The organism is Cytobacillus oceanisediminis (assembly GCF_003182355.1).
Lineage (GTDB): Bacteria > Bacillota > Bacilli > Bacillales > Cytobacillaceae > Cytobacillus > Cytobacillus oceanisediminis_A.
Map to the genome: position 1 here is coordinate 41,114 of NZ_QGTW01000004.1, position 24,337 is coordinate 65,450.

The window sequence follows — 24,337 nt, forward strand, 5'->3', positions numbered from 1 at the left end:
ATGGCGTCTATAAACATTGATAATGTCCAAAAAGCCTTTGGGAAGGTTATTGCAGTTGATCATTTAAACCTTGATATAAAGGATGGGGAATTCTTTACCTTCCTTGGACCAAGTGGATGCGGTAAGACTACCACACTGCGGATGATTGCTGGTTTCTATTATCCTACTAAAGGTGTTGTCCGTTTCGGCAAAAAGGATATGACGCGTGTACCTCCTGAAAAGAGAAATACGGGCATGGTTTTCCAAAACTATGCCCTTTTTCCTCACATGACGGTCTTTGAAAATGTGGCGTTTGGATTAAGGGTTAGAAAGCTTGGCTCCAAGGAGCTCAATATAAAAGTCAAGGATGTATTGCAAAAGGTGAGGCTTGAGCAATACGCCGATCGTCAGGTGAGCCAGTTAAGCGGAGGTCAGCAGCAGCGTGTCGCATTAGCGAGGGCTTTAGTGATAGAGCCGGAAATTTTGCTTTTGGATGAACCTCTTAGTAATTTGGATGCAAAGCTTCGTGATGAAATGAGAAGCGAAATACTAAGATTGCAAAAGGATTATAAAATCACCACTATCTATGTTACCCATGATCAGGCGGAAGCTCTTTCCATGAGCGACCGGATTGCGGTGTTCAATTTTGGGGTCTGCCACCAGGTGGGGACACCATCTGAAATTTATAATGAGCCTGCCAATGATTTTGTAGCTGGGTTTATTGGGGAGATTAATTTACTTCCTGTAAAAATCGGGAAAGTTGAGCAGGAATATATTTATGTAATGGTGCAGAACGGTGAGAGTTCGAGTGAGCTTGCTGTCAGAAATGCTCCATTTAATTATAAGGAGGAAAACAAAGGTAATTTAGCTTTATCGATCCGGCCGGAAGCTATCAATATATTGGACGAAGAGAGGGAAGGGAAAAATATTTTCAAAGGAACTATTGAGGAAGTACAATTCTTTGGTTCCCTTATCAATATCCTTGTCCGTACTGGCGGCCTGCAGCTGCAGGTAAACGCACTTAATAGCGGTTTATCAAGAAACCTGGAAGCGGGTTCGGAGGTATGGGTGGAACTTCCTGATGAGCAGATGCGGATTATCCCAGTTGTTAATGGTGATGGATCATGATTAAGAATCGGGATACAAGATTAACACTGCTGCTTCTCATTCCAGTCCTTTTAGTATTGGTAGCCTATGTGTTATACCCATCTTTTCGGACTTTTATGGAAAGCTTGCAAAAAGACGGCAGCATGACTTTTGGCAATTATAGTGATTTCTTTTCACAGGAATCCAAAACGAATTTGGAAGCCTTGTGGAATTCTGTTTATATCTCGATTTTGAGTGTCCTTGTAAGTGCATTTATTGGCATTCCGCTGGCATTCATTTTCAACAGGTATGATTTTCCGGGCAGGGGGTTTTTCGCATCAGCTGCCATTATGCCTATTGTCCTTCCGTCATTGGTGGGGGTTATGGCCTTTATGTTTTTATATGGTGAGACAGGTTTGATTCCGAATGCCATTAAAGATTTATTTGGGCTGGATGAAGTCCCATTTAAAATTGGCGGTGTATCTGGCATTTTGATTGTCCATGCTTACACGATGTATGTTTATTTTTATATGACTGTTTCATCAGCTATTAATAAAATTGATCCTTCCTTGGAGGAAGCCGCATATAATCTTGGAGCAAACCGTTTTAAAGTTTTTTGGAAAGTTACTTTTCCTTTATTAACACCGGCTATAGTGGCTGCCTCTTTGCTTGTTTTTATGATATCGATGGCATCTTTCAGTGCGCCGTTCTTACTTGCAGGAGGCTACAGGGTATTAAGTTTGCAGATTTATTTTTCTAAAATTAACGGAGATATGGAAGTTGCTGCAACACAATCCGTTATTTTATCCATCGTGTCGATTAGCTTTTTGCTATTTATGCGCTGGTATCAAAATCGAAAGGATTATCGGATGGCATCAAAGGGAATTGGTGCTCATCGCAGTGAAGTGAATCATCCTGTTTTGAAGTGGATTTTAGTCTTTACGGGCGTTGTAGGTGTCATCATTTTGCTGCTGCCGCATTTCACGATTCTCCTTCTGTCCCTCGTACCTGATGGCACATGGACATGGCAAACCTATCCATCTGTGTTTAACTTTGAAAACTATCGTTTATTGTTCCAGGACCCGAATATTTTCAAGCCATTAAAGAACAGTTTGATTCTGTCATGTATTGCTACAGCAGGAAACCTGGTTTTTGGGGTATTGGCTTCTTATGTTTTGGTCAAAAGGAAATTTGTCGGCAAAAGCTTCGTGGATATATTGGTCATGATTCCTTGGGCATTGCCTGCCACAGTCATTGGGATGAACTTAATTTTTGCTTTTAATGAGCCAACCATTTTTTTATTTGGGAATATTCTTGTCGGTACATTCTGGATTTTGCCGCTTGCTTATTTTATCCGGCATATTCCTTTGGTTGTCAGATCGACCAATGCCGTATTGGAGCAATTAGATGATTCCATAGAAGAAGCATCAAGGAGTTTGGGTGCAAAGTGGTTTTATACATTTAGAAAAGTCATTCTCCCTCTTATTATGCCGGGGGTTTTATCTGGGACTTTGCTTGCATTTGTTGAGTCTGTCGGTGAATTTCCGACCTCCGTATTGCTGTATACCATATCCAATCGCCCGATTTCAATCGAGATTATGAATCAGCTACGCATGTTTAATATGGGGCAGGCTGCTGCTTACGGAATGATACAAATTGCATTAATTGCGTTAGTGCTTTTCATATCAAATAAGTTTTTCGGAGTGAAAGCGGAAAAATCATTGTCATAAAAACGGAGTTGAAAAAATGAGCAAATTAGAAGAATTTATCAAAAATGAAGGACTTGCTTTTCCTGGAAAAACATATGTAGAAGAACTGTTAATGCCGGTTTTTAATGACCAGAGAGATTATTTGTTTCATGTCATGTTTGATATCCACCGGGCACATGTGATCATGCTGGCCGAACAGGAAATCATTCCCGAAGAAGAAGCAAAAATTATGCTGGAAGGGATCAATAAAGTTGCCGGGGCAGACACCAGTTTACTATGCTACCAGCCTCAGTTTGAAGATCTCTTCTTTATGATGGAAGCAAAAATAGGGGAAGAGATCGGGGATGAGCTAGCTGGGAAGATTCATATCGCGCGCAGCCGGAATGATATGGGTATTGCCATGTATAGACTTGTCCTCAGGGAGCACCTGCTGCAGCTTCTTGGCAGCGCCTATCAGCTAAGCGAGGCATTGCTTGAGCAGGCAGAAATGCATAAAGAGACCTATATGACTGGTTATACTCATACACAGCCAGCCCAGCCAACGACTTTAGGCCATTATCTTCTGGCAATCTATGATGTACTGCAGCGGGATATTAAGCGGCTATGGGCTGCTTATAAAACAGTCAACCAATCCTCACTGGGTGCAGCCGCACTTACCACAACCGGTTTCCCGATCTGCCGTGACCGCACTCGAGAGTTATTAGGATTTGATGCAATCATTGAGAATTCCTACGATTCCATCGGGGGAGCAGACTACTTGCTTGAGACTTCGTCCGCACTCATGACTTGTATGGTTAATACCGGCAGATGGATTCAGGATTTTCTTCAGCATGTGACAAGGGAGTTTGGAACCTTCATGGTGGCTGACCCATATGTTCAGGTCAGCAGCATCATGCCGCAAAAACGGAATCCTGTTTCCATTGAGCATTCCAGGTCTATTGCAAGCAGTGCATACGGGGAGGCTTTTGCAGCGATGAACATGGTTCATAATACGCCTTTTGGCGATATCGTTGATACTGAAGATGATCTGCAGCCACATCTATACCGGGCCTTCAATAATGCCAACCGTGTGTTAAAGCTCATGTACGCAGTCATTGCTACTCTAAAAGTCAATAAAGAACATGCTAGAGAAATGGCGAAGAAATCCTGCATTACCATCACTGAATTGGCAGACACCCTATCCAGAGACTACAGCATCCCTTTCAGAAAAGCACACTCCATTGCCAGCTATATATCCAAACAAACTGTTAAAGAACAAAAGGAACTATGTGACTGGAAAGTGGACGATGTTAATGAAGTGATCCAAGGATTCGTCCCAGTCTCCCTGACAGAGGAAGAGTGGAAGAAAATCATATCACCTGAATACTTCGTTCAAATCCGAAATTTACAAGGCGGTCCGAATCCGGAAGAGGTTTCCAGAATGATCAAAAATCGGACCGAAACACTTACAGGGGAACTGCTGAACTATGAAGGAACTGTAAGGAAGCTTAAGGAGAAAAGAGCTAACCTAATCGGGTTTAGGTTTTAGATATTTTTCAGATGAATATGAGCAAAGGTTAATATAGCTGCCGATCGAGATGGCAGCTTTTTTTTTTCGACAAAATTCGGGTGGTACCTGGTACCTGAAAAATTCAAACAAAGAGGCTCTGTATTTCTTCGATTAAATGAAACACTGCCGGTGTTAGATTGCGGTCTTTCCAAAAGGCAATATAAACAGGCCTTTGCAGAAACCTTGAATCAATAGAGCGAGTCACGAGGTTAGGGTTTGAGTAATATTTAACATAGCTTTCCGGCAGGATGGCAATTCCAAGGCCATGTTCAACCAGGCTGCAGGCGGTTTCTAAACGCTCGATTTCATACATGATATTTGGAGTTAGATTTTCATGCTGAAATGCATTTAAAACATCATCTCTCGTCTGGAAGCCGGCTGTGCTGATAATAAAATCGTGTTCCGTGAGATCATTCAAAGATATGGAAACTAGACGATTAAGCTCGTCATCTTTATGCATGACCAGAAGCAGATTTTCTATATAAATGGGGGCAACCTCAATTTCATCGCTATGAATCGGCTGGTTTGTAATTGTAAAGTGAACATCATAATTGGACAGCGACTCTAAAACCTGTTTATGGCCAAGCAGTTCTTTAAAATGGATTTCTATATTAGGATAACTTTTCTTAAACTGTTTAATCGTTTTAGGAATCCAGTATTTAGAAGATTCGATCAGTCCAATCGAGATCATGCCGCTTCCTGTTTGTCTAATTTCATCGAGATCCTTTAACATATATTCATGCTTTTTTATAAGATCCATGGCACGTGTATAAAAAATTTCCCCTGATTCTGTAAGAGTTAAGCTTCTCGTGTTCCTTTCCAAAAGCTGAATCCCTATTTCAGTTTCCAGCTTCATTATGCTGTTGCTTAAGGAAGGCTGAGAAATATGCAGTATGCCAGCGGCCTTAGAAAAATTCTTTTCCTTTACTACAGTGGTAAAATAACGAAGCTGCCGAAGATCCAAATGTATTCACCTCTCATTTATAGTTTCAAACTATTAATATATATAATTTTGGTATTGGTAATTATATATTAACTTAAATATACTTTTTATAGGATAAAAATTCAGAATTTATAAACAGCAGGAGGAAATATGTATATTCAGCCGTCTAGCAATCATTGGATCGGGAGAATTGATAGTGAAACAGACCCACTTAGTTTTCGGTTTCACCAGCAGGTAAAATTGATGGACCTCACCGCTGATACTGAGGAAGCGGGGGCTGGCCAATCGTTTGGCCTGATTGGTTTTAGGTGTGATGAAGGAGTTATAAGGAATCGGGGCAGGAGAGGAGCCGCAAAAGCACCGGAAGAAGTTAGGCTGGCCATTGCAAAATTGCCCTGGCATTTGCCGCCGAATGCAAATGTGTTTGATACAGGTGATATAGAATGTGTTGGGGAAAACATGGAAGAGGCTCAAGCTGAACTGGGAAAAGCCGTTTCCTCTCTTTTTAAAAAAGGAGTAACTCCTGTTATTATAGGAGGCGGCCATGAGACCTTTTATGGCCACTATCTAGGGGTCAGGGAGTACTTAGGCCCCGAAGCGAGTGTGGGAATCATTAATATAGATGCCCATTTTGATATGAGGCCGTATGATCAGCAAACGTCCTCGGGTACTATGTTTAAACAGATTTTGGATCAGGATCAAAATTGCGGATACTTAGCCGCTGGAATTCAAAAACTGGGGAACACGGCCGCTTTATTTGAGACAGCCCGTAAATATAATGTGAGTTATATATTGGAGGAGCAGCTTTCATCCGCAGAAACGGCTGGTGCATTAAAGCAAATAGATGATTTTGCTGTACAATATGACACCCTTATTCTCACTTTATGTACAGATGCCATTATTTCTTCTTTTGCTCCTGGAGTAAGTGCACCTTCCCCATTTGGTCTTGACCCGAAAACAGTGCGAAAGTTAGTAAGGTATATTGTTTCAAAGGATAAAACAATCTCCTTTGATGTATGTGAAGTAAATCCTTCGTTTGATGAAGGTAAAAAAACGATAGCTTTAGCAGCACATTTCATTAAGGAAGCACTCATGAATTTTAACAAATAATCTAGGGGGTACAATATGGACTTGGAATTAAACAATGTTACCACCATCTTTTTGGCGGTTGCCTTACTCATAGCTGGAGGGTACCTGATTAATAAAGTTTCATTTTTAAAACGGTTTTGCATTCCTGCTCCAGTTGTGGGTGGTTTGTTATTTGCCATTCTTGTAACTATTTTTAAACAGACAGGACTTTTAACTATTACATTAGATACTTCCCTGCAAAGTGTATTCATGCTGACATTCTTCACGACGGTCGGATTGGGAGCGAGCTTTCAATTGGTAAAGCTCGGCGGCAAATTGCTGGTTATCTATTGGCTTGCGTGCGGAGTATTGGCATTATGCCAGAGTGTCATTGGAATTTCTTTAGCAAGTGTTCTAGGACTTGAGCCTTTATTAGGGGTAATGGTTGGTGCTGTGTCCATGGAAGGAGGGCACGGAGCTGCCACTGCATTCGGCGGAACAATTGAGGAGCTGGGAGTAAACTCTGCTCTGTCAGTCGGCCTTGCAGCAGCTACATTTGGGTTAATAGCTGGAGGTCTTGTCGGAGGGCCAACAGTTAAATACCTTATTACAAAATACAAATTGAATCCATCTGAAGCTGATGCATCAGTAGAGGTGGCAGCAGCTAGTGAAGAGGTATCTGGGAAATCTGCTTTTGAATTCAATTCCCAAAAGTTTATGGTTCAGATCCTAATCATAACTTTTTGTATGGCTGCAGGTTCATATTTGGGTGAGTTATTCTCCACCGTTACAGGCTTTGTACTGCCTAGCTATGTTGGAGCCATGTTTGTAGCGGTTATATTCAGAAATATTCTGGATAGCTTTAATAAAAACATTGTGGATATGAAAAGTATTAGCTTAATTGGTGATGTAACGCTTGGCATTTTCCTTTCCATGGCTTTGATGAGTATTAAACTATGGGAGGTCGCAGGTTTAGCCCTTCCAATGTTAATAATTGTTTTTGTTCAAGTTCTATTTATTGTACTTCTAGGGGTATTTGTTCTATTTAGGTTATTTGGTAAAGACTACGATGCTGCTGTTATGGTAGGAGGCTTCACTGGCCATGGTCTGGGAGCCACTCCAAATGCAATGGCAAATATGGCTGCCATTACTGACCGCTTTGGTCCATCCCCAAAAGCATTTTTAATTGTCCCAATCGTCGGAGCATTCCTCATCGACGTATTCGCCATGCCAATCATTATTACAAGCATTAATTTACTAAAATAATAAATTCTAGGGGCTGAAGCAATTTCAGCTCCTATTTTTATTCGACAAAATTCGGGTGGTACCTGGTACCTATTTATTTCGAAAAATTCACAAAAAATTTACCGCATAAAAGCGTAAAAGGTGTTATAATTGCCTGTATATTCTAACAAGTTAAACATTAAAAGGGGGATTTAGAGAGATGAAGAAGAGATTATTGTGGTTAGTGCCGATGCTGGTGCTGAGTCTGATTTTGTCGGCTTGCGGCGGTGGCGGTTCCAGTTCGACCGGCGGTGAGGCTGATTCAGCTGATAAGGATAGCGGCAAGACATTCAGTTTGAAGGCGGGTCATTCTTTAACAGAGGACCATCCTTATCACATTGGTTTATTGGAGCTTGCTAAAAATGTGGAAGAGCGTACTGACGGAAAAGTAAAGATTGAAGTATTCCCGTTAAGCCAGCTTGGAGCGGAAAGAGAGCTTACTGAGGCACTTACGCTTGGAACGGCTGATATGTCGGTTTCTTCTACAGCGCCAATTGCGAACTTCTATCCGGAAATTGGGATCGTGGACATGCCGTTTTTATTTGAATCAAGAGAACATGCTTACAAAGTGCTTGATGGAGAAGTTGGGCAGGAGCTTTTAAAAGGCATGGAGAATGTAGGCATTGTTGGTCTTGCATGGGGTGAAAATGGTTTCCGCCATATTACGAACGCCAAGCATCCAGTCAATAAGCCTGAAGATTTGAAAGGCTTGAAGATCCGTACTCAGGAAAACCCAATCCATCTTGATGCCTTTAACGCATTAGGAGCAAAGCCAACACCAATGGCCTGGACTGAAGCGCTAACAGCCCTTCAGCAGGGAGTGGTTGATGCGCAGGAAAACCCAATCGTTGTAGCAGATACGTACAAGCTTTATGAAGCGAACCAAAAATACATGACATTAACTGGCCATCTATATTCACCGGCTGTCATCATGTTCAGTAAATCTGTCTGGGATACGCTTCCTGCGGAGTATCAGGATATCTTAAAAGAAGAATCGAAAAAGGCGGGCGACCAAATCCGCGACCTGATTACAAAGTCTGATGAAGAATCCTTAAAGGTACTGAAAGAGCAGGGAATGGAAATCGTAGAGGAAGTGGATGTAGCTCCTTTCCGTGAAGCGATCCAGCCTGTCTATGAAAAATATGAATCTGAATTCGGCAAAGAAAAACTTGACGCCATTTTAAACACGAAATAATAAAACATGAAACTTGGCGAGTGCCGGAATTTGACGCCGGCACAGACCAAGTTTTTTACACATAAGGGGAAGTCTATGGTGGTTAAAAAATTAGTAGATTCATTGAATGCTTTCATTAAATGGATACTGATCTTTCTATTTTTCATTATGGTTATTGTGGTCTTTTTACAGGTGCTATTCCGGTTTGTGCTGGATCAGCCGCTTGCCTGGACGGAGGAATTATCACGCTACCTGCTTGTTTGGATTACTTTTTTGGGGGCGGGCTATGCGGTCAGCGTAAAAGCGCATCCGAGCATCGAGCTGCTTTTTGAAAAAGCAAATAAAGCGGTGAGAAGGGTGATGTTAGTCATCTCAACCGCACTAGTGGTTTTTTTCTTCTATCAAATAATCGTTAATAGCTTTGTATTTATCGAACGAAGCATGGTACAAACCTCGCCAGCCCTGCAGCTGCCGATGGGCTTTGTTTATACGGTCATTCCGATCTCAAGTATTTTATTTGTCATCAATCTGCTCTACATAACCGTTTCGGAATGGGGAAAGGAGGCGAGTAACTGATGGCATGGCTATTATTCGGATTGCTGCTAATGCTTTTTCTCATTAACGTTCCGGTTGCGGTTGCCCTCGGGCTCGCTTCCATGATTGTTTTAATGGTTCAGGATAATGTTCCATTGATGGTTATTGTCCAAAAGATGTTTACTTCTACCGATTCTTTTACGCTTATGGCTGTGCCGTTTTTCATATTGGCCGGAAAACTGATGGAATCTGGCGGGATTTCAAAGCGCTTAATCAATTTTTCCAGTACGCTGGTCGGAAGCCTTCATGGCGGACTGGCGATGGTATCGATTGTAACCTGTATGTTTTTCGCAGCCATTTCCGGATCTGCAGCGGCTACGACTGCAGCCGTCGGAAGCATCCTGATTCCGGCAATGGTAAAACGCGGCTATGATAAAAGCTTTTCAACCGCGATCCAGGCAGCCGGCGGTACGATTGGGGTTATGATTCCGCCAAGTGTTCCGCTGATTCTATTCGGTGTCATAGCCGGAGCCTCCATCGGTGATCTATTTATCGCTGGTATCATCCCAGGGGTTTTTGTGGGAATGTCTCTTATTCTTGTTGCTTATTTCATCTCCCGTAAAAGGGGGTACGGCAAGGAAGAAAGGAGCTCATTAAAGGAAGTTGCATCTGCGTTTAAGAGCGCCATTTTAGCCATCCTCATGCCTGTCATCATTCTGGGAGGCATATACGGGGGAATTTTCACCCCGACAGAAGGATCTGTTGTTGCAGTTGTGTATGGTCTGATTGTAGGTCTTTTAATCTATAAGGAGATCAAGTGGAAGGACCTGCCGGAAATCTTCATTTCTTCGGCGATCACTTCTTCGGTTATTTTATTTATTATTTCCTGTGCGTCGATCTTCGGCTTTCTTTTAACAAGAGAGCAAATCCCGGCGCAAATTTCAGAAGGCATGCTGGGGATTACGTCCAATGCCATTATGATTTTAATCATTATTAATGTCATTCTGCTGATTGTCGGAACATTCCTGGAGACGTCTGCAGCGATCGTCATTATGGCGCCAATTCTTGTGCCGATAGCATCGGCAGCCGGCATGGATCTCGTCCACTTCGGGGTTATCATGGTTGTTAACCTTGCCATCGGAATGATCACGCCGCCAGTCGGCATCAACCTGTTTGTGGCGTCAAATATCGCTAATATCAGGCTGGAGCACATCGTTCGCGCGATCATGCCATTCATTATTGTTCTGATCATCGATGTATTGATTCTAAGCTTTATGCCATCAATCAGCTTGTTTTTACTAGACAAATAGAGGTGAAGGAATATGTATCAAGATTTGCTGGAGATTTTAAAAGACCCTGAACGCGTCAGTGTGAATGAAACGGTGCTTGAGCATCATGCAGGCGGTATGGACTACCACGTTAGGAAAAAGCCAGATGTCGTGGTTTTTCCGAAAACGGAGGATGAAGTTGTCGCAATCGTAAAATATGCTGCGGCAAACAAGGTGGCTGTTGTTCCTTTCGGAGCAGGCAGCAGCCTTGAAGGCCACCTGCTTCCGCTAAATGGCGGCATCAGCATGGATTTTACATTAATGAACGAGGTAGTTGCCGTCTATCCTGAGGACTTTCTTGTAAAAGTCCAGCCAGGTGTTACGAGAATGCAGCTGAATAAGCATTTGAAAAAGTATGGTTTATTCTTCCCGATTGATCCCGGAGCCGATGCAACACTCGGCGGAATGGCCGCAACCAATGCGAGCGGAACAAACGCCGTTAAGTATGGAACGATGAAGCATAATGTGCTCGGCCTGCAGGCGGTACTGGCAGATGGAAGTGTTGTTGCTGCAGGCGGGCAAACCGTTAAATCGTCTGCTGGCTATAACCTGACAGAACTGCTGATCGGATCTGAAGGAACACTCGGTATTTTTACTGAATTAACGCTTAAGCTTGCTGGTATCCCTGAGGCTACGGTTGTTGCGAAAGCTGCTTTTGAGAGTGTGGAGGAAGCAGGGAAGGCGGCTGAGCTTGTGCTTCAGTCCGGTGTTGATATTGGAAAAATGGAACTTGTGGACGCTGCGACGATTCAGGCGGTTAATGAATTCAAAGGGACAGATTTTGAAGAAGTGCCAACGCTCTTTTTAGAGTACAACGGGACGGCAGAAGCAACAAAACAGGGAATTGCAGTCATAAAAGAGCTCATGGAGGATGCCGGAACGGTGAAATTCGAGTATGAACATGATTCGCTGAAACGGGCCCAGCTTTGGGAGGCACGCCATCAGGCAGCACTGGCGATTCTAGGGAAGAAGCCAGGCTGCAAGCTTGTTGCGACAGATGTATGTCTGCCGATTTCGCAATTGGCCGTAACCATTGCCCATACCCGACGGCTCCTCGATGAATACAAGCTCGATGGAGCGATTCTTGGCCATGTCGGTGACGGGAATTTCCATGTGGCGTTCGGTTTGGACACTGATAATCGGGATGAGATGGAACGATTCCACGAGTTTAATGGAAAAATGGTGAAGTTTGCGATTGATCACCGCGGAACCTGTACCGGCGAGCATGGTGTCGGCATCGGTAAAATGAAATTTTTAAAGGAAGAACGGAGCACTGCTTTGCCGGTCATGAGAATGATCAAAAAGGCATTGGATCCGAACAATATTTTAAATCCCGGAAAAATAGTCGAAATGGAAGAGGTGCATAGCTAATGGCAAACCATCGAATAGCTGTATTGCCTGGTGACGGAATCGGGCCTGAGGTTGTAAATGAAGCGGTTAAAGTTTTGGAGCTTTTGAAAAAACTGGACCCATCACTTGATCTGGAGTTTGAAACCTTTGACTGGAGCAGCGAGTACTATCTCCAGCATGGAAAAATGATGCCGGATAACGCATTGGAAACGCTGAAAAAATATGATGCGATTTTATTCGGCGCGATAGGTGATAAAAGAGTACCTGACGATGTAACTGTTTGGGAACTAATCATGCCAATCCGGAAGCAATTCCGTCAGTACATTAATTTAAGACCGGTCAAAATGCTAAAGGGCGTTTCTTCCCGCTTTGAGGGAGAGGACATTGATTTCGTGATTGTCCGTGAAAATGCCGAGGGAGAATACTCCAACAGCGGCGGACGTTTATATCCAGGCCTTGAAGAGGAAGTAGCTGTTCAAAACACCATTATTACTCGGATCGGTACTGCCAAAGCAGCAAAATTCGCCTTTGAATACGCAAAGAAGCATGGAAAAAAATCAGTTACAAGTGCAACTAAGTCCAACGCTATTATCCATTCTATGAAGCTTTGGGATGATGTGGTCCGTACAGTTGCCGAGGAATATCCGTCTATTAAACTGGATAGCTATTATATTGATGCACTGGCTGCTTATTTTGTAGAGAGACCTGCTGATTTCGAAGTGGTTGTCGCGTCCAATTTATTCGGCGATATTTTAAGTGACCTGGGATCTGCCGTGGTCGGAGGCCTTGGCCTATCACCGTCTGCCAATTTGAACCCGGAAGGCGATTTCCCATCGATGTTTGAGCCTGTCCATGGCTCGGCACCTGATATTGCCGGGAAGGGAATTGCCAATCCGATTGCGCAGATTTGGTCGGCAGCACTTATGCTTGAACATCTGGGAAGAGCAGATTTGGCATCAGTTATTATCGAAGCCGTTGAACAGGTTCTCGTGGAAGGGAAAGTTCGGACACCAGACCTTGGCGGAAGTGCCACGACAAGTGAAATGGGCTTTGCCATCAGCGAGGCTTTACAGCAAAAACTTCTAGTGAAGGAAGGTTTATAAAAAATGAGATTGCAGGATGAAGTATTTGTTGTTACCGGTGCACAGGGCGGAATGGGAAAAGAAACGGTTAAACGGTTTTTGGAAGAAGGGGCTTTTGTTGCCGCCGTTGATTTAAATGTGGATGGCGCCGAAAGAACTGACCGCCTGCTGCCGATTGCCGGTGATTTAACAAAGGAAGAAGATGTGGCGAGAATTTTTTCAGAAGCAAGTGAAGCCTTTGGAAAAATCAGCGGCCTGGTTAATATTGCAGGGATTGCCCAATCAGCGACACCGATTGAAGAAGTGAGTCTGTCAGATTGGGAGAAAATCATGGCTGTTAACGCAACATCCCTTTTTCTCACATGCCGTGAAGCGGTTCCTTATATGAAAAAACAGGGAGAAGGTGTCATCGTTAATATCGCATCGATTTCCATGGTAAGACCGCGGCCGGGCTTGAATGCCTATATCGCTTCCAAAGGTGCAGCGGTTTCTTTTTCACAGGCACTGGCCATTGAACTGGCTGAATACGGAATCCGAGTCAATGTCGTGAATCCTGGTCCTGCTGACACAGGCATGCTGGGCCAGTTCACTTCAAAGGATGCAGACATCGAAGCAACGAAAGATACAATTTTTAAAAAGAGTGTCCCATTAGGGAGGCTGATCCAGCCGACTGATATTGCCAATTCACTTGTCTATCTATGTTCCAAGGAGTCCGCGATTGTGACCGGCTCTGTCCTGAACGTAGATGGCGGAAGGGGGATATAATTAATGAAAGCAACAGACGTGCAGGTTCAAGGCTGTTATATTAATGGAGAATGGGTGGTTCCGGACGAAAGCAGATTAATAGAAGTGAAAAATCCTGCAGACGGGTCCGTTCTGGCTTTAGTGCCGCGTGGCGATCAGGAAGAAGTAGATAGAGCCGTCAAAGCGGCAAAGAAGGCATTCCGTTCGGAAGAGTGGAAGTCCCTGCAAGCTTATAACCGGGGAAGGCTGCTTTTCAAAACAGCAGATATCATCCGCGAAAATAAAGAAGAGTTAGCAAGATTGGAAACGTTAAATGTCGGTAAGCCATTGGTCCAGTCTGAAACAGATGTCGAGATTGCGGCCCGCTATTTCGAGTTTTACGCAGGTGTGGCCGATAAAATTATGGGAGAAACAATCCCGGTTGAACGAGGCATTATTGATTACACCGTCCGCGAACCGCTTGGGGTTGTCGGGCATATTATTCCTTGGAATTACCCGCTGCAAATTGCTGCACGCAGCATTGCTGTATCGATTGCAACCGGGAATGCAGCCGTATTGAAACCTGCTGAGGATACTCCGCTATCAACACTAAAACTTGTTGAACTAATGGAAAGTCTTGGGCTGCCGAAGGGAATTCTTAATGTGGTAACTGGCTACGGGTATGAAGCCGGAGCGGCATTATCGGCCCATCCAGGGGTCAACCATGTTACCTTTACCGGTTCAGTCGAGACTGGAAAAAGAGTTATGGAAACAGCGGCGAAGAATATCGTTCCGGTTACCCTTGAGCTTGGCGGGAAATCGCCGAATGTAGTGTTTGCTGACTGCAATGAGGAGTTAGCATTAGAGTGGGTGTTAAAGTCCATTGTACAAAATGCCGGTCAGACTTGTTCAGCAGGCTCCCGCCTTGTGATTGAAAAATCGATCAAGGATGAGTTTGTGCAGCAACTCGCTGCATCCTTCGAAAAGCTGACGATAGGACCTGGGATCGATCATTCTGACCTTGGACCCGTTTTAAACCAAAAGCAATTTGAGCGCATCCAAAGCTTCCTGCAGCTTGCAGAGGATGATGGAATCCGGGTTGCAGCAGGCGGAAAACGCCAGCCTGTCGAAGGATGCGAATCAGGCTATTACCTGCAGCCGACGATTTTTGATAACGTACCAGCAAACCATCACCTCGCCCAGGAGGAAATCTTCGGGCCGGTTTTAACCGTAACTACTTTCGAAACAGAAGAGGAAGCAATCGAAATCGCAAACGGTACGCCATACGGTCTCGTTGCAGGCGTATGGACTGAAAATGCCGGCCGTGCCCACCGCGTTGCCAATGCGCTTGAATGCGGCCAGGTCTTCATAAATCACTATGGAGCTGGCGGCGGCATCACTCAGCCATTTGGCGGCTATAAGCATAGTGGCTTTGGGCGGGAAAAAGGATTGGAAGCTTTGAAGAATTATACGCAGGTGAAGAATGTGGCGTTGAAATATTAATCGCTCATGTACAAAAAAGGGATGTCTTCCTTAATGGAGGCATCCCTTTTTGCAGGCTCTGATTCCTGCTTTAAGAGATAAATCACAGTATCCCTGAATAAAATAGACCAACAACCTTTTTAAAGAGGTGATATTGTGGGATATAAAAGAAATCAAAAAAATACTTTATTAAAAATTATTCTAGTCTCTATAGCTATTCTTCTTTCATTATTATTTCTTAAAGTCTTGATTTTTTCATCAGAAAAACATGCTGAAGAAACTGTCCGCGAGTTTTATGCTTATGAACAAAAAGGGGAGTTTTCATCTTCCTGGGAGCTCTTTCATTCAAACATGAAACAGAAATTTTCTAAAGGACATTATATCCAGGACAGGGCCCATGTTTTTATGAATCACTTTGGTGTAGATTCTTTTACATTTACACTGGGCAAGCCTGAAAAGCTTAATTCATGGAGGATGTCTGAAGAGGGTTCCGTCATTAAACCTGCCTATAAGATTATCGTTATACAAACATTTGAGGGTAAATATGGAAAATTTGATATCGAGCAGGATGTATATGTCGGGCAAGAAAAAGGAAAGTGGAGAATATTATGGGACTATAATAAGTAAGTTTATTTTGCTAGCTGAAAGTAGAAAAATGTCATTTTATAAAGAAAACATTCATTTATTATCGTGAAAATTTGATTTATGATAGAAAAATAAATAATGGGTAAAAATAAACTAAAAATGAAACTTTTTCCAAGCCTCATTCGTCTATATAGTAGGAAATATTATCCATGCACTATGTGTCTATTCTATTAATTTATGAATTTAGTCAGGGAGGAAAAACATGAAGAATCTAAAGGGGAAGGGTCTAGCGGCAGGATTGGCGGCAACTCTGGCAGTCAGTTCACTTTTTCCAGGTGCAGCAGCTGCTTCTGAAAAGAGTGTCACACAAAGAGTTTATCAGCAGCTTGAGCAATTTAATCTTCAAAACAAAGATTTTAAAGTCAGTCAGGTAACAAAGGAGGAAGAAAAGAAATTTACTGAGAATCAGCTTGTTGTGAAATATGAAAAGCCTCTTTCTCAGAGTGAACACAAGATAGCCGGCGGTAAGCTGGTTAAAAGGTTTGCAAGCTTAGGCTATGACGTAATCGAGGTTCAGGGCAATAAAGAGCTCATGGAAGTAGCACAAAACTATGCCAAACTGGCTAGCGTTACTTCGATCACTAGAAGCGCTTATGGCAAAAGGCTAGGAACCGCAGATCCTAAGGCTGCAGAAATGTTTCATCTTAAAAATTTAAATCTTGGAAAAGCCCACTCACTTACAGGCAAAAATAAAGTTAAAGTAGGGGTAATTGATACAGGGGTAGATGCTTCACATCCTGAGTTGAAGAATAAAATTACAGCGAACAAAAATGCCATGAATCCACTGAAAAAGGGCACACCTGATAGCCATGGCACACATGTAGCCGGAATTATCGGTGCTGAAAAGGGAAATGGAATCGGAGGATATGGAGTAGCCCCAAATTCCGAGATTGTTTCAATTGATGTTTTCAACCGCTCATATTATGTTACCGATTATACGATTGCTGAAGGAATTCTGGAAGCGATTCGCCAAAAGGTAAAGGTTATTAATATGAGTCTAGGAACCTATTATCCTTCGCCGATCCTTAAAGATGCTGTTCAAAAAGCAATTGATGCCGGAATCATTGTAGTGGCGGCGGCGGGAAATGATGGTGCGAATATCCTCAATTATCCTGCTTCCTTCGACGGAGTGATCAGCGTAGGGGCAACAGATGAAAATAATCAGCTGGCATCTTTTTCTACATATGGGCCATCTATAGATGTAGTAGCTCCTGGGCATAAGGTATATGCACCTGTTTTTGATGTGGACAAGGGTTCTTCCTTTGTTGAAATGAGCGGTACTTCCATGGCTTCACCGGTGGTAGCAGGGGCAGTCTCATTACTGATGTCCAAATATCCGAATCTGACTCCATATCAGGTAAATTATATTTTAACTAAAACAGCCAGAGACTTAGGCGAAAAAGGCTACGATTTAAAATATGGCTATGGAATGATCGATCCGGTTAAGCTTCTTTCGTTTAATCCGAAAAATATACCTGCAGACCCTTCGGTAAAAGAAGCGGATATCTTTGCGAAAGCAAAGGATCTTGGCGAGTTTGAAGCGATTCCAGCATCAGGTAAGCTGCAGAAATTAAACCAAACAGATTTATATAAAACATCCTTAACGAAGGGGGAATATATACAAATTTCTCTCGATGGAACAGACAAATTTGATTTAAAATTTGAACTGCTATTTTTCAAGGATGGAGAGAAAAAACCTCTCGAAAAGATAGAAGTTAATGGAGCACGTGAAGGCAGCAGCGAGGGAACGCTCTTTAAAGCAGAAGAGAATGGGACGCTTGTTGTAGCTGTTAAGGATAGCTTCGGAAAGTATGGAGAAGCTGGCCAATCAACCTATAAGCTAACTCTCCACAAAAGTGCAGAATTATTGGACGATGGCAATTCAATGGAATCACCTGTGGAGGTTGAATCTCTGCCATATCGATCCGGATTGGATAACTACTATACAGACGAGCGATTAATGTTTGGGGAGAATCTTCCGGAAGAAGGAATGGAAGAGCCTGAAGCAGAAGCCGCTTCCAAACAAACAGAAGGATCTGGTATGGAGGAAGGAATGAAAGAAATTCCAGGTGACTCAGATTTCTTCCGCTTTAAAGTTCCGGGGCAGGAAGAAGATGGGATGAAAGCTGTTAAAATCAGCCTATCCGGCGTCCCTGGAATTAATCCTTCTATTAAACTTCATATGATTGAAAAGATGGAAGAAGGAGAAATGATTCATGAAATGGATCAGGCTTCCTATAAAGGAGAAGGAAAAGGCGAGGAGCTGGCTTTTAACGCTATTGCCGGCCAGGAATATATGGTAGAGGTAACAAATAAACCGTATATTGATGAATTTATGCTTATGTTCGAGGACTTTGAAATTGATTATGATAAAAGCTATTCTTCTTTCAAGCCATACCAATTAACGATTGATGCAAGAACGCTTCCTGCCGATGAAGATGGCATCCCGATGGAAATAGGAATGGGAAGTCCTGAGGAAGAGCTTATTGAAGGGGATTTAGAAGAGTATATTGCCAAGAAAAAGGCGATCGAGCAAAAGATGTTCGATCCAAATATGCAAACCTATGAAGACTATATCAATATGTTAAAGGATGCAGCTGTACCGTTTGAAGAAAATGAATCGAAGGAAGGTTATCTTCAAACCTTTGGGGACGAGGACTGGTTTTCCTTCACACCAAAACACAGCTCCATCTTTGAAGTAAATATGAGTTACGGCCGCTACAAGCCGGCAGCGATGGAAGTGTTAAAGTACAACGAAGAGTATAAGGACTTTTCATATGTCTATTCCAACAGCACATGGTCCTGGACAGATGATACAGTATCGGTAGAGGGCAGCTTCACGCTTGGACTGCAGGCTGGAGAGACTTATTATTTCCGGGTTTCTGATCCAATGTATCGTCCGGCATTTGAGCCATATCGCTTTACAGTTAAATCAAAAGTAAAGAATGTTGCAGATCCTTATGAGAAAAATGATTCTTTTGAAAATGCCATTAAGGTTTCGACAACTGGCCTGACAGGCAACTATTCAACAGCAGGGGATGTGGACACCTACTATTTCAAGCCGGGCAAAGATGGCGTGTTTGGCGTCAGAGTCACACCAAGAGAGTTGCCTGACAAATATAAAAATGTTAAGGCGCAGCATCGTGCTGAAATCGATCCAGTTCTGGTATTAATTGAAGATACCAATGGAAATGGGAAGCTGGAACCGGAAGAGGAAGGCAATATCACGATGGTGGATTACAGCTTTTACAGTGGGGAAGAAAGAACCGGCTTTAGGACCAAAAAGAAATCAGGCTACTTTATCCTAACGTTTGATTACTTTGGAACAAATTCATCCCTTGTGCCTTATATTCTAAAGATTGATGGCGCAAACAGGACCGATGAAGACAGGGTTTCCAAGGTGAAAAATAATATCCCTTCTAAGCCGCTTTCTCTAAAGCGAAACGGAAATGGTTTTTATGCAACAGGCTATATGAATCTAACTTCTAATAAAGGAGATCAGGATTTCTACAAACTTACCCTTGATAAAGACAGAAACGTTACAGTTGCTTTGCAGTTGCCAAAGGATTTAGATGGAAAAGTAACCATTTATAATTCCAAAGGAAGCCAAGTCGCTGTATCTGATTTCTATGGTAAAGGTGACAATGAAATTCTGCCTATTAAGCTGAAAAAAGGCAGCTATTATGTAAAAGTAGAGGATGCCGCAGGTAATGCCAGCACAGATCCTTATAAAATCACCATAAAATAAAAACAAAGAAGCAGTGCTATTTTGCACTGCTTCTTTCGTTTTTATAAAGCCAGATGGCTCTTTAATTCATCCTGTACTCTTTTCTGTTCCTCATCCGGAACAATTAAATACCAGATGTCGTTTATCGTTTGGCCGCTGCCTTCTATTGTAAGTTGGTCAATATTTTCTCCGGCTTCTTTATAATGTTTTTGGATATCAACCATTTCGTTAAAGGCCATATTCGTTTTGATATTTTTTCCTAGGGCTTCAAAAATGTCATCAAATCTCGTTAAAGAAGAGAAGCTTGCCCCTTTATTAATAACCCCTTGAATGATCTGGCGCTGTCTAAGCTGCCGGCCAAAATCGCCTCTTGGGTCCTCATATCTCATTCTTGTATATTTTAAAGCCTCTTCGCCATCCAAGGTGATTTGCTGCTTTGGAAAATGGACACCGTCAGAAGTGAAATCCAAATCATTATTCACTGTAATCCCGCCGACTGCATCTACAATGTCCTTAAAGCCTTCCATATTAATCTGCATATAGTAATCAACTGGAATATCGAGGAAATTCTCGACGGTAGCCATGGACATTTCTACTCCGCCAAAAGCATAGGCGTGGTTAATTTTGTCGTCGATGCCTTTTCCGATAATTTGTGTTCGTGTATCCCGTGGAATGCTCAGCATTTTTACTGAATTCATTTCAGGATTGACTGTTAAGACTATCATTGTATCTGAGCGGCCTTTGTCACCTTCCCGCTCATCTACTCCAAGCAGAAGAACAGAAAAGGGGTCTCGTTTTTCCAAAGTAACCTGCTCCGGTCTTTTTTCGGATTTTTCGCGTTTGATTGGCTGGTGCATGGTTTCCACTGCATCCGTTAGAGATTTGTAAACGGTATAACCGTAAATTCCAGCTGCTGCAATAGTAAAGAGTATAATAATGCCTGTAACTCTAAGCCATATCCTTTTTTTCTTGCCTTTTATTTCGGCTCTCATTTCTTTACCTCCGATGGATTAATAAACCTAACTAATAGATTATCAAATTTGATAAGAAATGAATAGATGGGAAAATGTGAAAATATGTAATTAACACAAATAAAAAACAGGCCCATGCCTGTTTTATTTTTGAAAGTATTTCAGAGAATGAGTGTGGGGTAACATGAAGGAGGAATATTTAAGAAGTACGTTTGTTTTTTGATCGATAGCTAACAAGCTCTAAAATAAATAGTTTATCTTTTTTGGTAAGCATTCTCCAGCTTCCGGCTTTAATTTTCATTGAAAACACTCCTTTATTAGATATTTATCTATTTACAAAACTTGTATTTCTATTAATTACTATGTGTATACCGCCATTTTTTGTAAATGAAACAACAAAAATTTCTACAATATTTGACTTCATTTCTCGGGAAATTTCGAGCAAAATAAAAACATCCAATCCCAGCAGTCAGGATTGGATGCTATTTAGTATTTTACTGTTCAATGGAATCTAAAAACACGGATATAACTTTTGCAGCTTCCTGGCGTGTAGCATGGCCTTTCGGCTGGAAGAGATCCTTGCCATAGCCTTCTACATATCCGAGCTCATAAGCGGCAGCAATTGCTTCCTGAGCTTCTTCAGTCAGTTTAGTGATATCTGTAAATGGAGCTTTTGCCTTTGGTTCATAAGCAGCTTCTGTCTGCAGCTCATATGCGCGTTCAAGCATAATTGTCATTTCTGCACGTGTAATAGGATGCTTAGGGTTAAATATTGTATCACTTACACCCTTTACTAAACCAAATTCATAGGCAGCAGCAATTTCCTGTTTTGTTTCTTCAGGAAGGTTAGCGATATCCGTAAAAGGAGCATCTTTTGTTGCTTTTAAATCCAAAGCTCTTACCAATAGAGAGGCAAATTGAGAGCGTGTTAATTCTGCTTTAGGAGCAAAAGTTGTTTCAGATGTACCTTTTACTAGGTTTTTATAGTACAAATCTGCAATGTATTGACGAGACCATGAGTATGCCGGTACGTCCTTAAATGGAAGATATGTGGCGATACGGCCTTCCTTTTTAGCATCGATCGGGCTATTTGCTTTAATATATTCAATTAATACTTCATCAAGGGCACCATATTCATTTACAAGCGGCCCTTTTTCAAACATAGTGTAACCATCTCCGCCAACGGCCATAAAGTCATTTGTAGCCACAACATAAACCTTTTCAAGATCAACTGGATTACCAGCAATCTGGAGGTTTTTAACTCTTTTCCCTTTCTCAGCATTTAGGTCAATTTCAAATGTCATGCCAGATACGTGAGGGAAGGCTCCTTTAACATTAGGAAAGTCGCCTGTACCATGTTCAAGTGCAGCCTTAATTTCAGCACCTGTAAATTTCTTTGTCACAAGGAAGTTGCCGAATGGCAGAACATCAATGACATTCTTTTTCGTAATGTCACCTGCTTCAATAGACGCACGAATTCCCCCGCCATTCGTGATGGCAGCATCAGCGTTTGAAGCCTCAAGCATGGCATCTGTTAAAAGGTTGCCAAGATTTGTTTCACCGGCACGAACGTGTTCGCGAACACCATCTAATAATGTTTTCGTTGTACCGATTTTTTCGGATAGGATCTTGTCCTGGGCTTCGCTTACTTCGTCAATTAATGCCTTCACATCGGCATCTTCTTGTGTGCCGGAAGCATCCTCTTTTGTAATCAAACGCGCTTCTTTATTGACGAGCATGCTGCCATCAAATGTTAATTCAACTACACCCAGATTTTTTGTATGCTCACCGGCACTGACAATAAGTGTGCTTTCGCCAGCTTTCTGGCCTTCAACAAGTACAGAGTGGCTGTGTCCATCAACGATTAAGTCAATTCCTGGTGCACCTTCTGCTACACGGATGGAAGTGTCTGTGCTTGATTCGTCAATTCCAAGGTGTGTTAAAGCTACAACCATATCCACTTTTTCAGTTTCTTTCAATATTTTAACCATAGCCTTGGCTTCTTCAACAGGATCAGTGAATTCTAAACCTTCAACATTTTTTGGATTGGTTTTGTAATGCGTTTCAGGAGTAGAAAGTCCGAAGATACCAATTTTGATTCCATCTACTTCTTCAACCTTATATGGCTGTAAGAGCAGGGAGTCATCATTTTTATTCCGTACATTGGCACTTAAAACAGGAAAGTCCATCATTTTTTGTAATGCCAATAACTGCTGATAACCGTAGTTGAAATCGTGGTTGCCAGCTGCCATGGCATCATAGCCTAGCTTATTTAAAATTTGTGTAATGCTCTCGCCTTTTTCTACCGTTGCAAACGGAGTTCCATGAAGTGTATCGCCTGCGTCAAGAAGAAGTGTATTTGCGTTTTCCTGCTGAAGTTCCTTGATTAAGGTTGCAAGCTTGGCAAAGCCCATTCCTCCATCGTCAGGCTTTACTTTAGCGTGTGAGTCATTCGTATGTAATATCGTGATTGTTTTAGTACCTGTTTCAGCTGCAGTAGCCGGCTGGATTCCTGCAAGGCTGGCCAGAATTAATATAGCTGAGAACAAGACTAGGAAACTCTTTTTCACACTCACCATAATTATTCCTCCTCTAAAATTTACTCGATTCTATTATAATACAAATTTCGCCAATAGTTTTCTAAATTGGGAATTTTTTAAAAAAACATCGGCGTTTTGAGGGGTATTTCGATATAAACGACAGCCTAAAGATAATGAGGGTAAGCAAAACTAAATAAGAAAAAAGCTTATAGATTAATAAAAGCCAGATCTTCATTTGGAAGAACTGGCTTTTGTTGTTTTTCTATTAGTTATTAACGATCTGAATAGACCACGATGATAGATCAATTTCTTCTTTTTTAACAAAGGAAGAAGGGAAGATAAAGGTCCACGGTTTGGACGTATTTGCTTTCACGACAAAATCCTCCAGGTTAAATGCTCCTTCTGCTATGATTTCTTCAGAAGCATCCTTAACTGCTATCGGGATTTGCTGCAAATGCATATCCTGTTTTGTGCCATTGCGGATCATTAGTGTAACAGATAGATTTTCTCCAGGGTTATGGCTGATCTTAATCCCCATGAAATTGACTTCGCCATCTTTTGGCTTTCCAGCAGAAGCGACCAATTTCTTTAATCCTTCTTTTTCTTCTGCTGAAAGAGCTTTCTCCCAGCTTTCATGAAGATCAAGGGAATGCGGCTTCGCCAGTTCAAATGCCAATGTCCAGTTGCTTTCCTTAAAGATTTCCTGCTTCATGGTGTTAGCCGGGAATCGGAACACCCATGGCATACTGCTTTCTGCAGGAACTTCGCCAAGCTCGCTTAAGTTAAAGGATTGTCTGGCTATAAGGTTCTGTTCCTCATCTAAAAGGAGCAGGGTTGTTTCTCCAAAAGACACTTTTTTCTGCAAGCTGTTGCGCACAAATGCAGTCACTTCAATGCCATTTGGTGTGTTAGCCAAGTCCACTCCGGCTATTGAAATCTGATTAGGCTGCAAAGGATTCAGCTCATTGTGCAGGAAGCGAAAAACGTATTGCTGCTCAGCAGGCAGGTTCCAGTTTGGGTGAATAAAAAGAGCCGTTTCCACTTCTTTCTCTTCTGAAGACTCCTTCACATCCAGTATCTCTTTGGCTTCTATTGTATTATCGTTACCGCTTTTTTTAATATCCTTATTTTTTTTACGAAATATTGAAAGCATGAAATAAAAC

At 42.2% G+C, this 24,337-nt stretch carries 18 protein-coding genes; 14 read left to right on the forward strand and 4 right to left on the reverse strand.

What is annotated here, in order from left to right:
- From DFO73_RS09095 to argH, 3 genes are read left to right on the forward strand one after another with little or no spacing between them, the layout of a single operon-like run.
- On the forward strand, positions 1-1,107 hold the full coding sequence (locus DFO73_RS09095; protein WP_110064475.1) for an ABC transporter ATP-binding protein: 1,107 nt from the start codon (positions 1-3) through the stop codon (positions 1,105-1,107).
- A complete protein-coding gene (locus DFO73_RS09100) occupies positions 1,104-2,795 on the forward strand; it encodes an ABC transporter permease (RefSeq protein WP_110064476.1) in 1,692 nt (563 codons plus the stop codon). The genes DFO73_RS09095 and DFO73_RS09100 overlap by 4 nt, the downstream gene beginning before the upstream one ends.
- A 16-nt stretch (positions 2,796-2,811) precedes the next feature.
- Positions 2,812-4,302, forward strand: a complete 1,491-nt coding sequence (argH, locus tag DFO73_RS09105; protein ID WP_110064477.1) for an argininosuccinate lyase — start codon at positions 2,812-2,814, stop codon at positions 4,300-4,302.
- Between the two features lie 103 nt (positions 4,303-4,405).
- Here the strand turns inward: argH and DFO73_RS09110 are convergent, their stop codons facing one another.
- Positions 4,406-5,287 carry a LysR family transcriptional regulator gene (locus tag DFO73_RS09110; protein WP_110064478.1) on the reverse strand — a complete coding sequence of 294 codons (882 nt, stop codon included), beginning with the start codon at positions 5,285-5,287 and terminating at the stop codon, positions 4,406-4,408.
- 129 nt (positions 5,288-5,416) lie between these two features.
- Here DFO73_RS09110 and hutG point away from each other — a divergent pair, with 129 nt between their 5' ends.
- The 11 genes from hutG (at position 5,417) to DFO73_RS09165 (ending at position 19,684) form a co-directional block, all read left to right on the forward strand.
- Positions 5,417-6,376: a formimidoylglutamase gene (hutG, locus tag DFO73_RS09115; protein WP_110064479.1), complete on the forward strand. Its 960-nt coding sequence runs from the start codon at positions 5,417-5,419 to the stop codon at positions 6,374-6,376.
- Positions 6,377-6,391: 15 nt separating this feature from the next.
- Positions 6,392-7,600 (forward strand): sodium/glutamate symporter, encoded by a 1,209-nt coding sequence (gltS, locus tag DFO73_RS09120; protein ID WP_110064480.1) that lies wholly within the window; start codon positions 6,392-6,394, stop codon positions 7,598-7,600.
- Positions 7,601-7,778: 178 nt separating this feature from the next.
- Positions 7,779-8,813 carry a TRAP transporter substrate-binding protein gene (locus DFO73_RS09125; RefSeq protein WP_110064481.1) on the forward strand — a complete coding sequence of 345 codons (1,035 nt, stop codon included), beginning with the start codon at positions 7,779-7,781 and terminating at the stop codon, positions 8,811-8,813.
- Between the two features lie 75 nt (positions 8,814-8,888).
- Complete coding sequence (locus DFO73_RS09130; RefSeq protein WP_110064482.1) at positions 8,889-9,368, forward strand: TRAP transporter small permease; 480 nt, start codon at positions 8,889-8,891, stop codon at positions 9,366-9,368.
- Positions 9,368-10,636 (forward strand): TRAP transporter large permease, encoded by a 1,269-nt coding sequence (locus tag DFO73_RS09135; protein ID WP_110064483.1) that lies wholly within the window; start codon positions 9,368-9,370, stop codon positions 10,634-10,636. Before DFO73_RS09130 ends, DFO73_RS09135 begins: the two co-directional genes overlap by 1 nt.
- A gap of 12 nt (positions 10,637-10,648) precedes the next feature.
- A complete protein-coding gene (locus DFO73_RS09140; RefSeq protein WP_110064484.1) occupies positions 10,649-12,025 on the forward strand; it encodes an FAD-binding oxidoreductase in 1,377 nt (458 codons plus the stop codon).
- The gene (locus tag DFO73_RS09145) at positions 12,025-13,107 is read left to right on the forward strand and encodes a tartrate dehydrogenase (RefSeq protein WP_110064485.1); all 1,083 of its coding nucleotides are present in this window, start codon (positions 12,025-12,027) and stop codon (positions 13,105-13,107) included. The genes DFO73_RS09140 and DFO73_RS09145 overlap by 1 nt, the downstream gene beginning before the upstream one ends.
- Positions 13,108-13,110: 3 nt before the next feature.
- Complete coding sequence (locus DFO73_RS09150) at positions 13,111-13,851, forward strand: SDR family NAD(P)-dependent oxidoreductase (RefSeq protein ID WP_110064486.1); 741 nt, start codon at positions 13,111-13,113, stop codon at positions 13,849-13,851.
- A 3-nt stretch (positions 13,852-13,854) separates the two neighbouring features.
- Positions 13,855-15,312 (forward strand): aldehyde dehydrogenase family protein, encoded by a 1,458-nt coding sequence (locus tag DFO73_RS09155; protein WP_110064487.1) that lies wholly within the window; start codon positions 13,855-13,857, stop codon positions 15,310-15,312.
- A gap of 135 nt (positions 15,313-15,447) precedes the next feature.
- Positions 15,448-15,918, forward strand: coding sequence for a hypothetical protein (locus tag DFO73_RS09160; RefSeq protein ID WP_110064488.1), 471 nt, complete (start codon positions 15,448-15,450; stop codon positions 15,916-15,918).
- Positions 15,919-16,138: 220 nt separating this feature from the next.
- Positions 16,139-19,684, forward strand: coding sequence for a S8 family peptidase (locus DFO73_RS09165; RefSeq protein WP_110064489.1), 3,546 nt, complete (start codon positions 16,139-16,141; stop codon positions 19,682-19,684).
- A 41-nt stretch (positions 19,685-19,725) separates the two neighbouring features.
- Here DFO73_RS09165 and tagU read toward each other — a convergent pair whose 3' ends face one another.
- The 3 genes from tagU to DFO73_RS09180 form a co-directional block, all read right to left on the reverse strand.
- A complete protein-coding gene (tagU, locus tag DFO73_RS09170) occupies positions 19,726-20,655 on the reverse strand; it encodes a polyisoprenyl-teichoic acid--peptidoglycan teichoic acid transferase TagU (RefSeq protein ID WP_110064490.1) in 930 nt (309 codons plus the stop codon).
- A 473-nt stretch (positions 20,656-21,128) separates the two neighbouring features.
- The gene (locus DFO73_RS09175) at positions 21,129-23,213 is read right to left on the reverse strand and encodes a 5'-nucleotidase C-terminal domain-containing protein (RefSeq protein ID WP_110064491.1); all 2,085 of its coding nucleotides are present in this window, start codon (positions 23,211-23,213) and stop codon (positions 21,129-21,131) included.
- A gap of 226 nt (positions 23,214-23,439) precedes the next feature.
- Positions 23,440-24,327 carry an accessory Sec system S-layer assembly protein gene (locus DFO73_RS09180; RefSeq protein ID WP_110064492.1) on the reverse strand — a complete coding sequence of 296 codons (888 nt, stop codon included), beginning with the start codon at positions 24,325-24,327 and terminating at the stop codon, positions 23,440-23,442.
- Positions 24,328-24,337 lie beyond the last annotated feature (10 nt).

Excerpts from the sequence above, each read along its gene's own strand:
- DFO73_RS09100 (WP_110064476.1), top strand. The coding sequence starts at position 1,104 with ATGATTAAGAATCGGGATACAAGATTAACACTGCTGCTTCTCATTCCA.
- DFO73_RS09125 (WP_110064481.1), top strand. The coding sequence starts at position 7,779 with ATGAAGAAGAGATTATTGTGGTTAGTGCCGATGCTGGTGCTGAGTCTG.
- DFO73_RS09130 (WP_110064482.1), top strand. The coding sequence starts at position 8,889 with ATGGTGGTTAAAAAATTAGTAGATTCATTGAATGCTTTCATTAAATGG.
- DFO73_RS09155 (WP_110064487.1), top strand. The coding sequence starts at position 13,855 with ATGAAAGCAACAGACGTGCAGGTTCAAGGCTGTTATATTAATGGAGAA.
- DFO73_RS09145 (WP_110064485.1), top strand. The coding sequence starts at position 12,025 with ATGGCAAACCATCGAATAGCTGTATTGCCTGGTGACGGAATCGGGCCT.
- DFO73_RS09150 (WP_110064486.1), top strand. The coding sequence starts at position 13,111 with ATGAGATTGCAGGATGAAGTATTTGTTGTTACCGGTGCACAGGGCGGA.
- DFO73_RS09140 (WP_110064484.1), top strand. The coding sequence starts at position 10,649 with ATGTATCAAGATTTGCTGGAGATTTTAAAAGACCCTGAACGCGTCAGT.
- DFO73_RS09180 (WP_110064492.1), bottom strand. The coding sequence starts at position 24,327 with ATGCTTTCAATATTTCGTAAAAAAAATAAGGATATTAAAAAAAGCGGT.
- tagU (WP_110064490.1), bottom strand. The coding sequence starts at position 20,655 with ATGAGAGCCGAAATAAAAGGCAAGAAAAAAAGGATATGGCTTAGAGTT.
- DFO73_RS09135 (WP_110064483.1), top strand. The coding sequence starts at position 9,368 with ATGGCATGGCTATTATTCGGATTGCTGCTAATGCTTTTTCTCATTAAC.
- argH (WP_110064477.1), top strand. The coding sequence starts at position 2,812 with ATGAGCAAATTAGAAGAATTTATCAAAAATGAAGGACTTGCTTTTCCT.
- DFO73_RS09095 (WP_110064475.1), top strand. The coding sequence starts at position 1 with ATGGCGTCTATAAACATTGATAATGTCCAAAAAGCCTTTGGGAAGGTT.
- hutG (WP_110064479.1), top strand. The coding sequence starts at position 5,417 with ATGTATATTCAGCCGTCTAGCAATCATTGGATCGGGAGAATTGATAGT.
- DFO73_RS09165 (WP_110064489.1), top strand. The coding sequence starts at position 16,139 with ATGAAGAATCTAAAGGGGAAGGGTCTAGCGGCAGGATTGGCGGCAACT.
- DFO73_RS09175 (WP_110064491.1), bottom strand. The coding sequence starts at position 23,213 with ATGGTGAGTGTGAAAAAGAGTTTCCTAGTCTTGTTCTCAGCTATATTA.
- gltS (WP_110064480.1), top strand. The coding sequence starts at position 6,392 with ATGGACTTGGAATTAAACAATGTTACCACCATCTTTTTGGCGGTTGCC.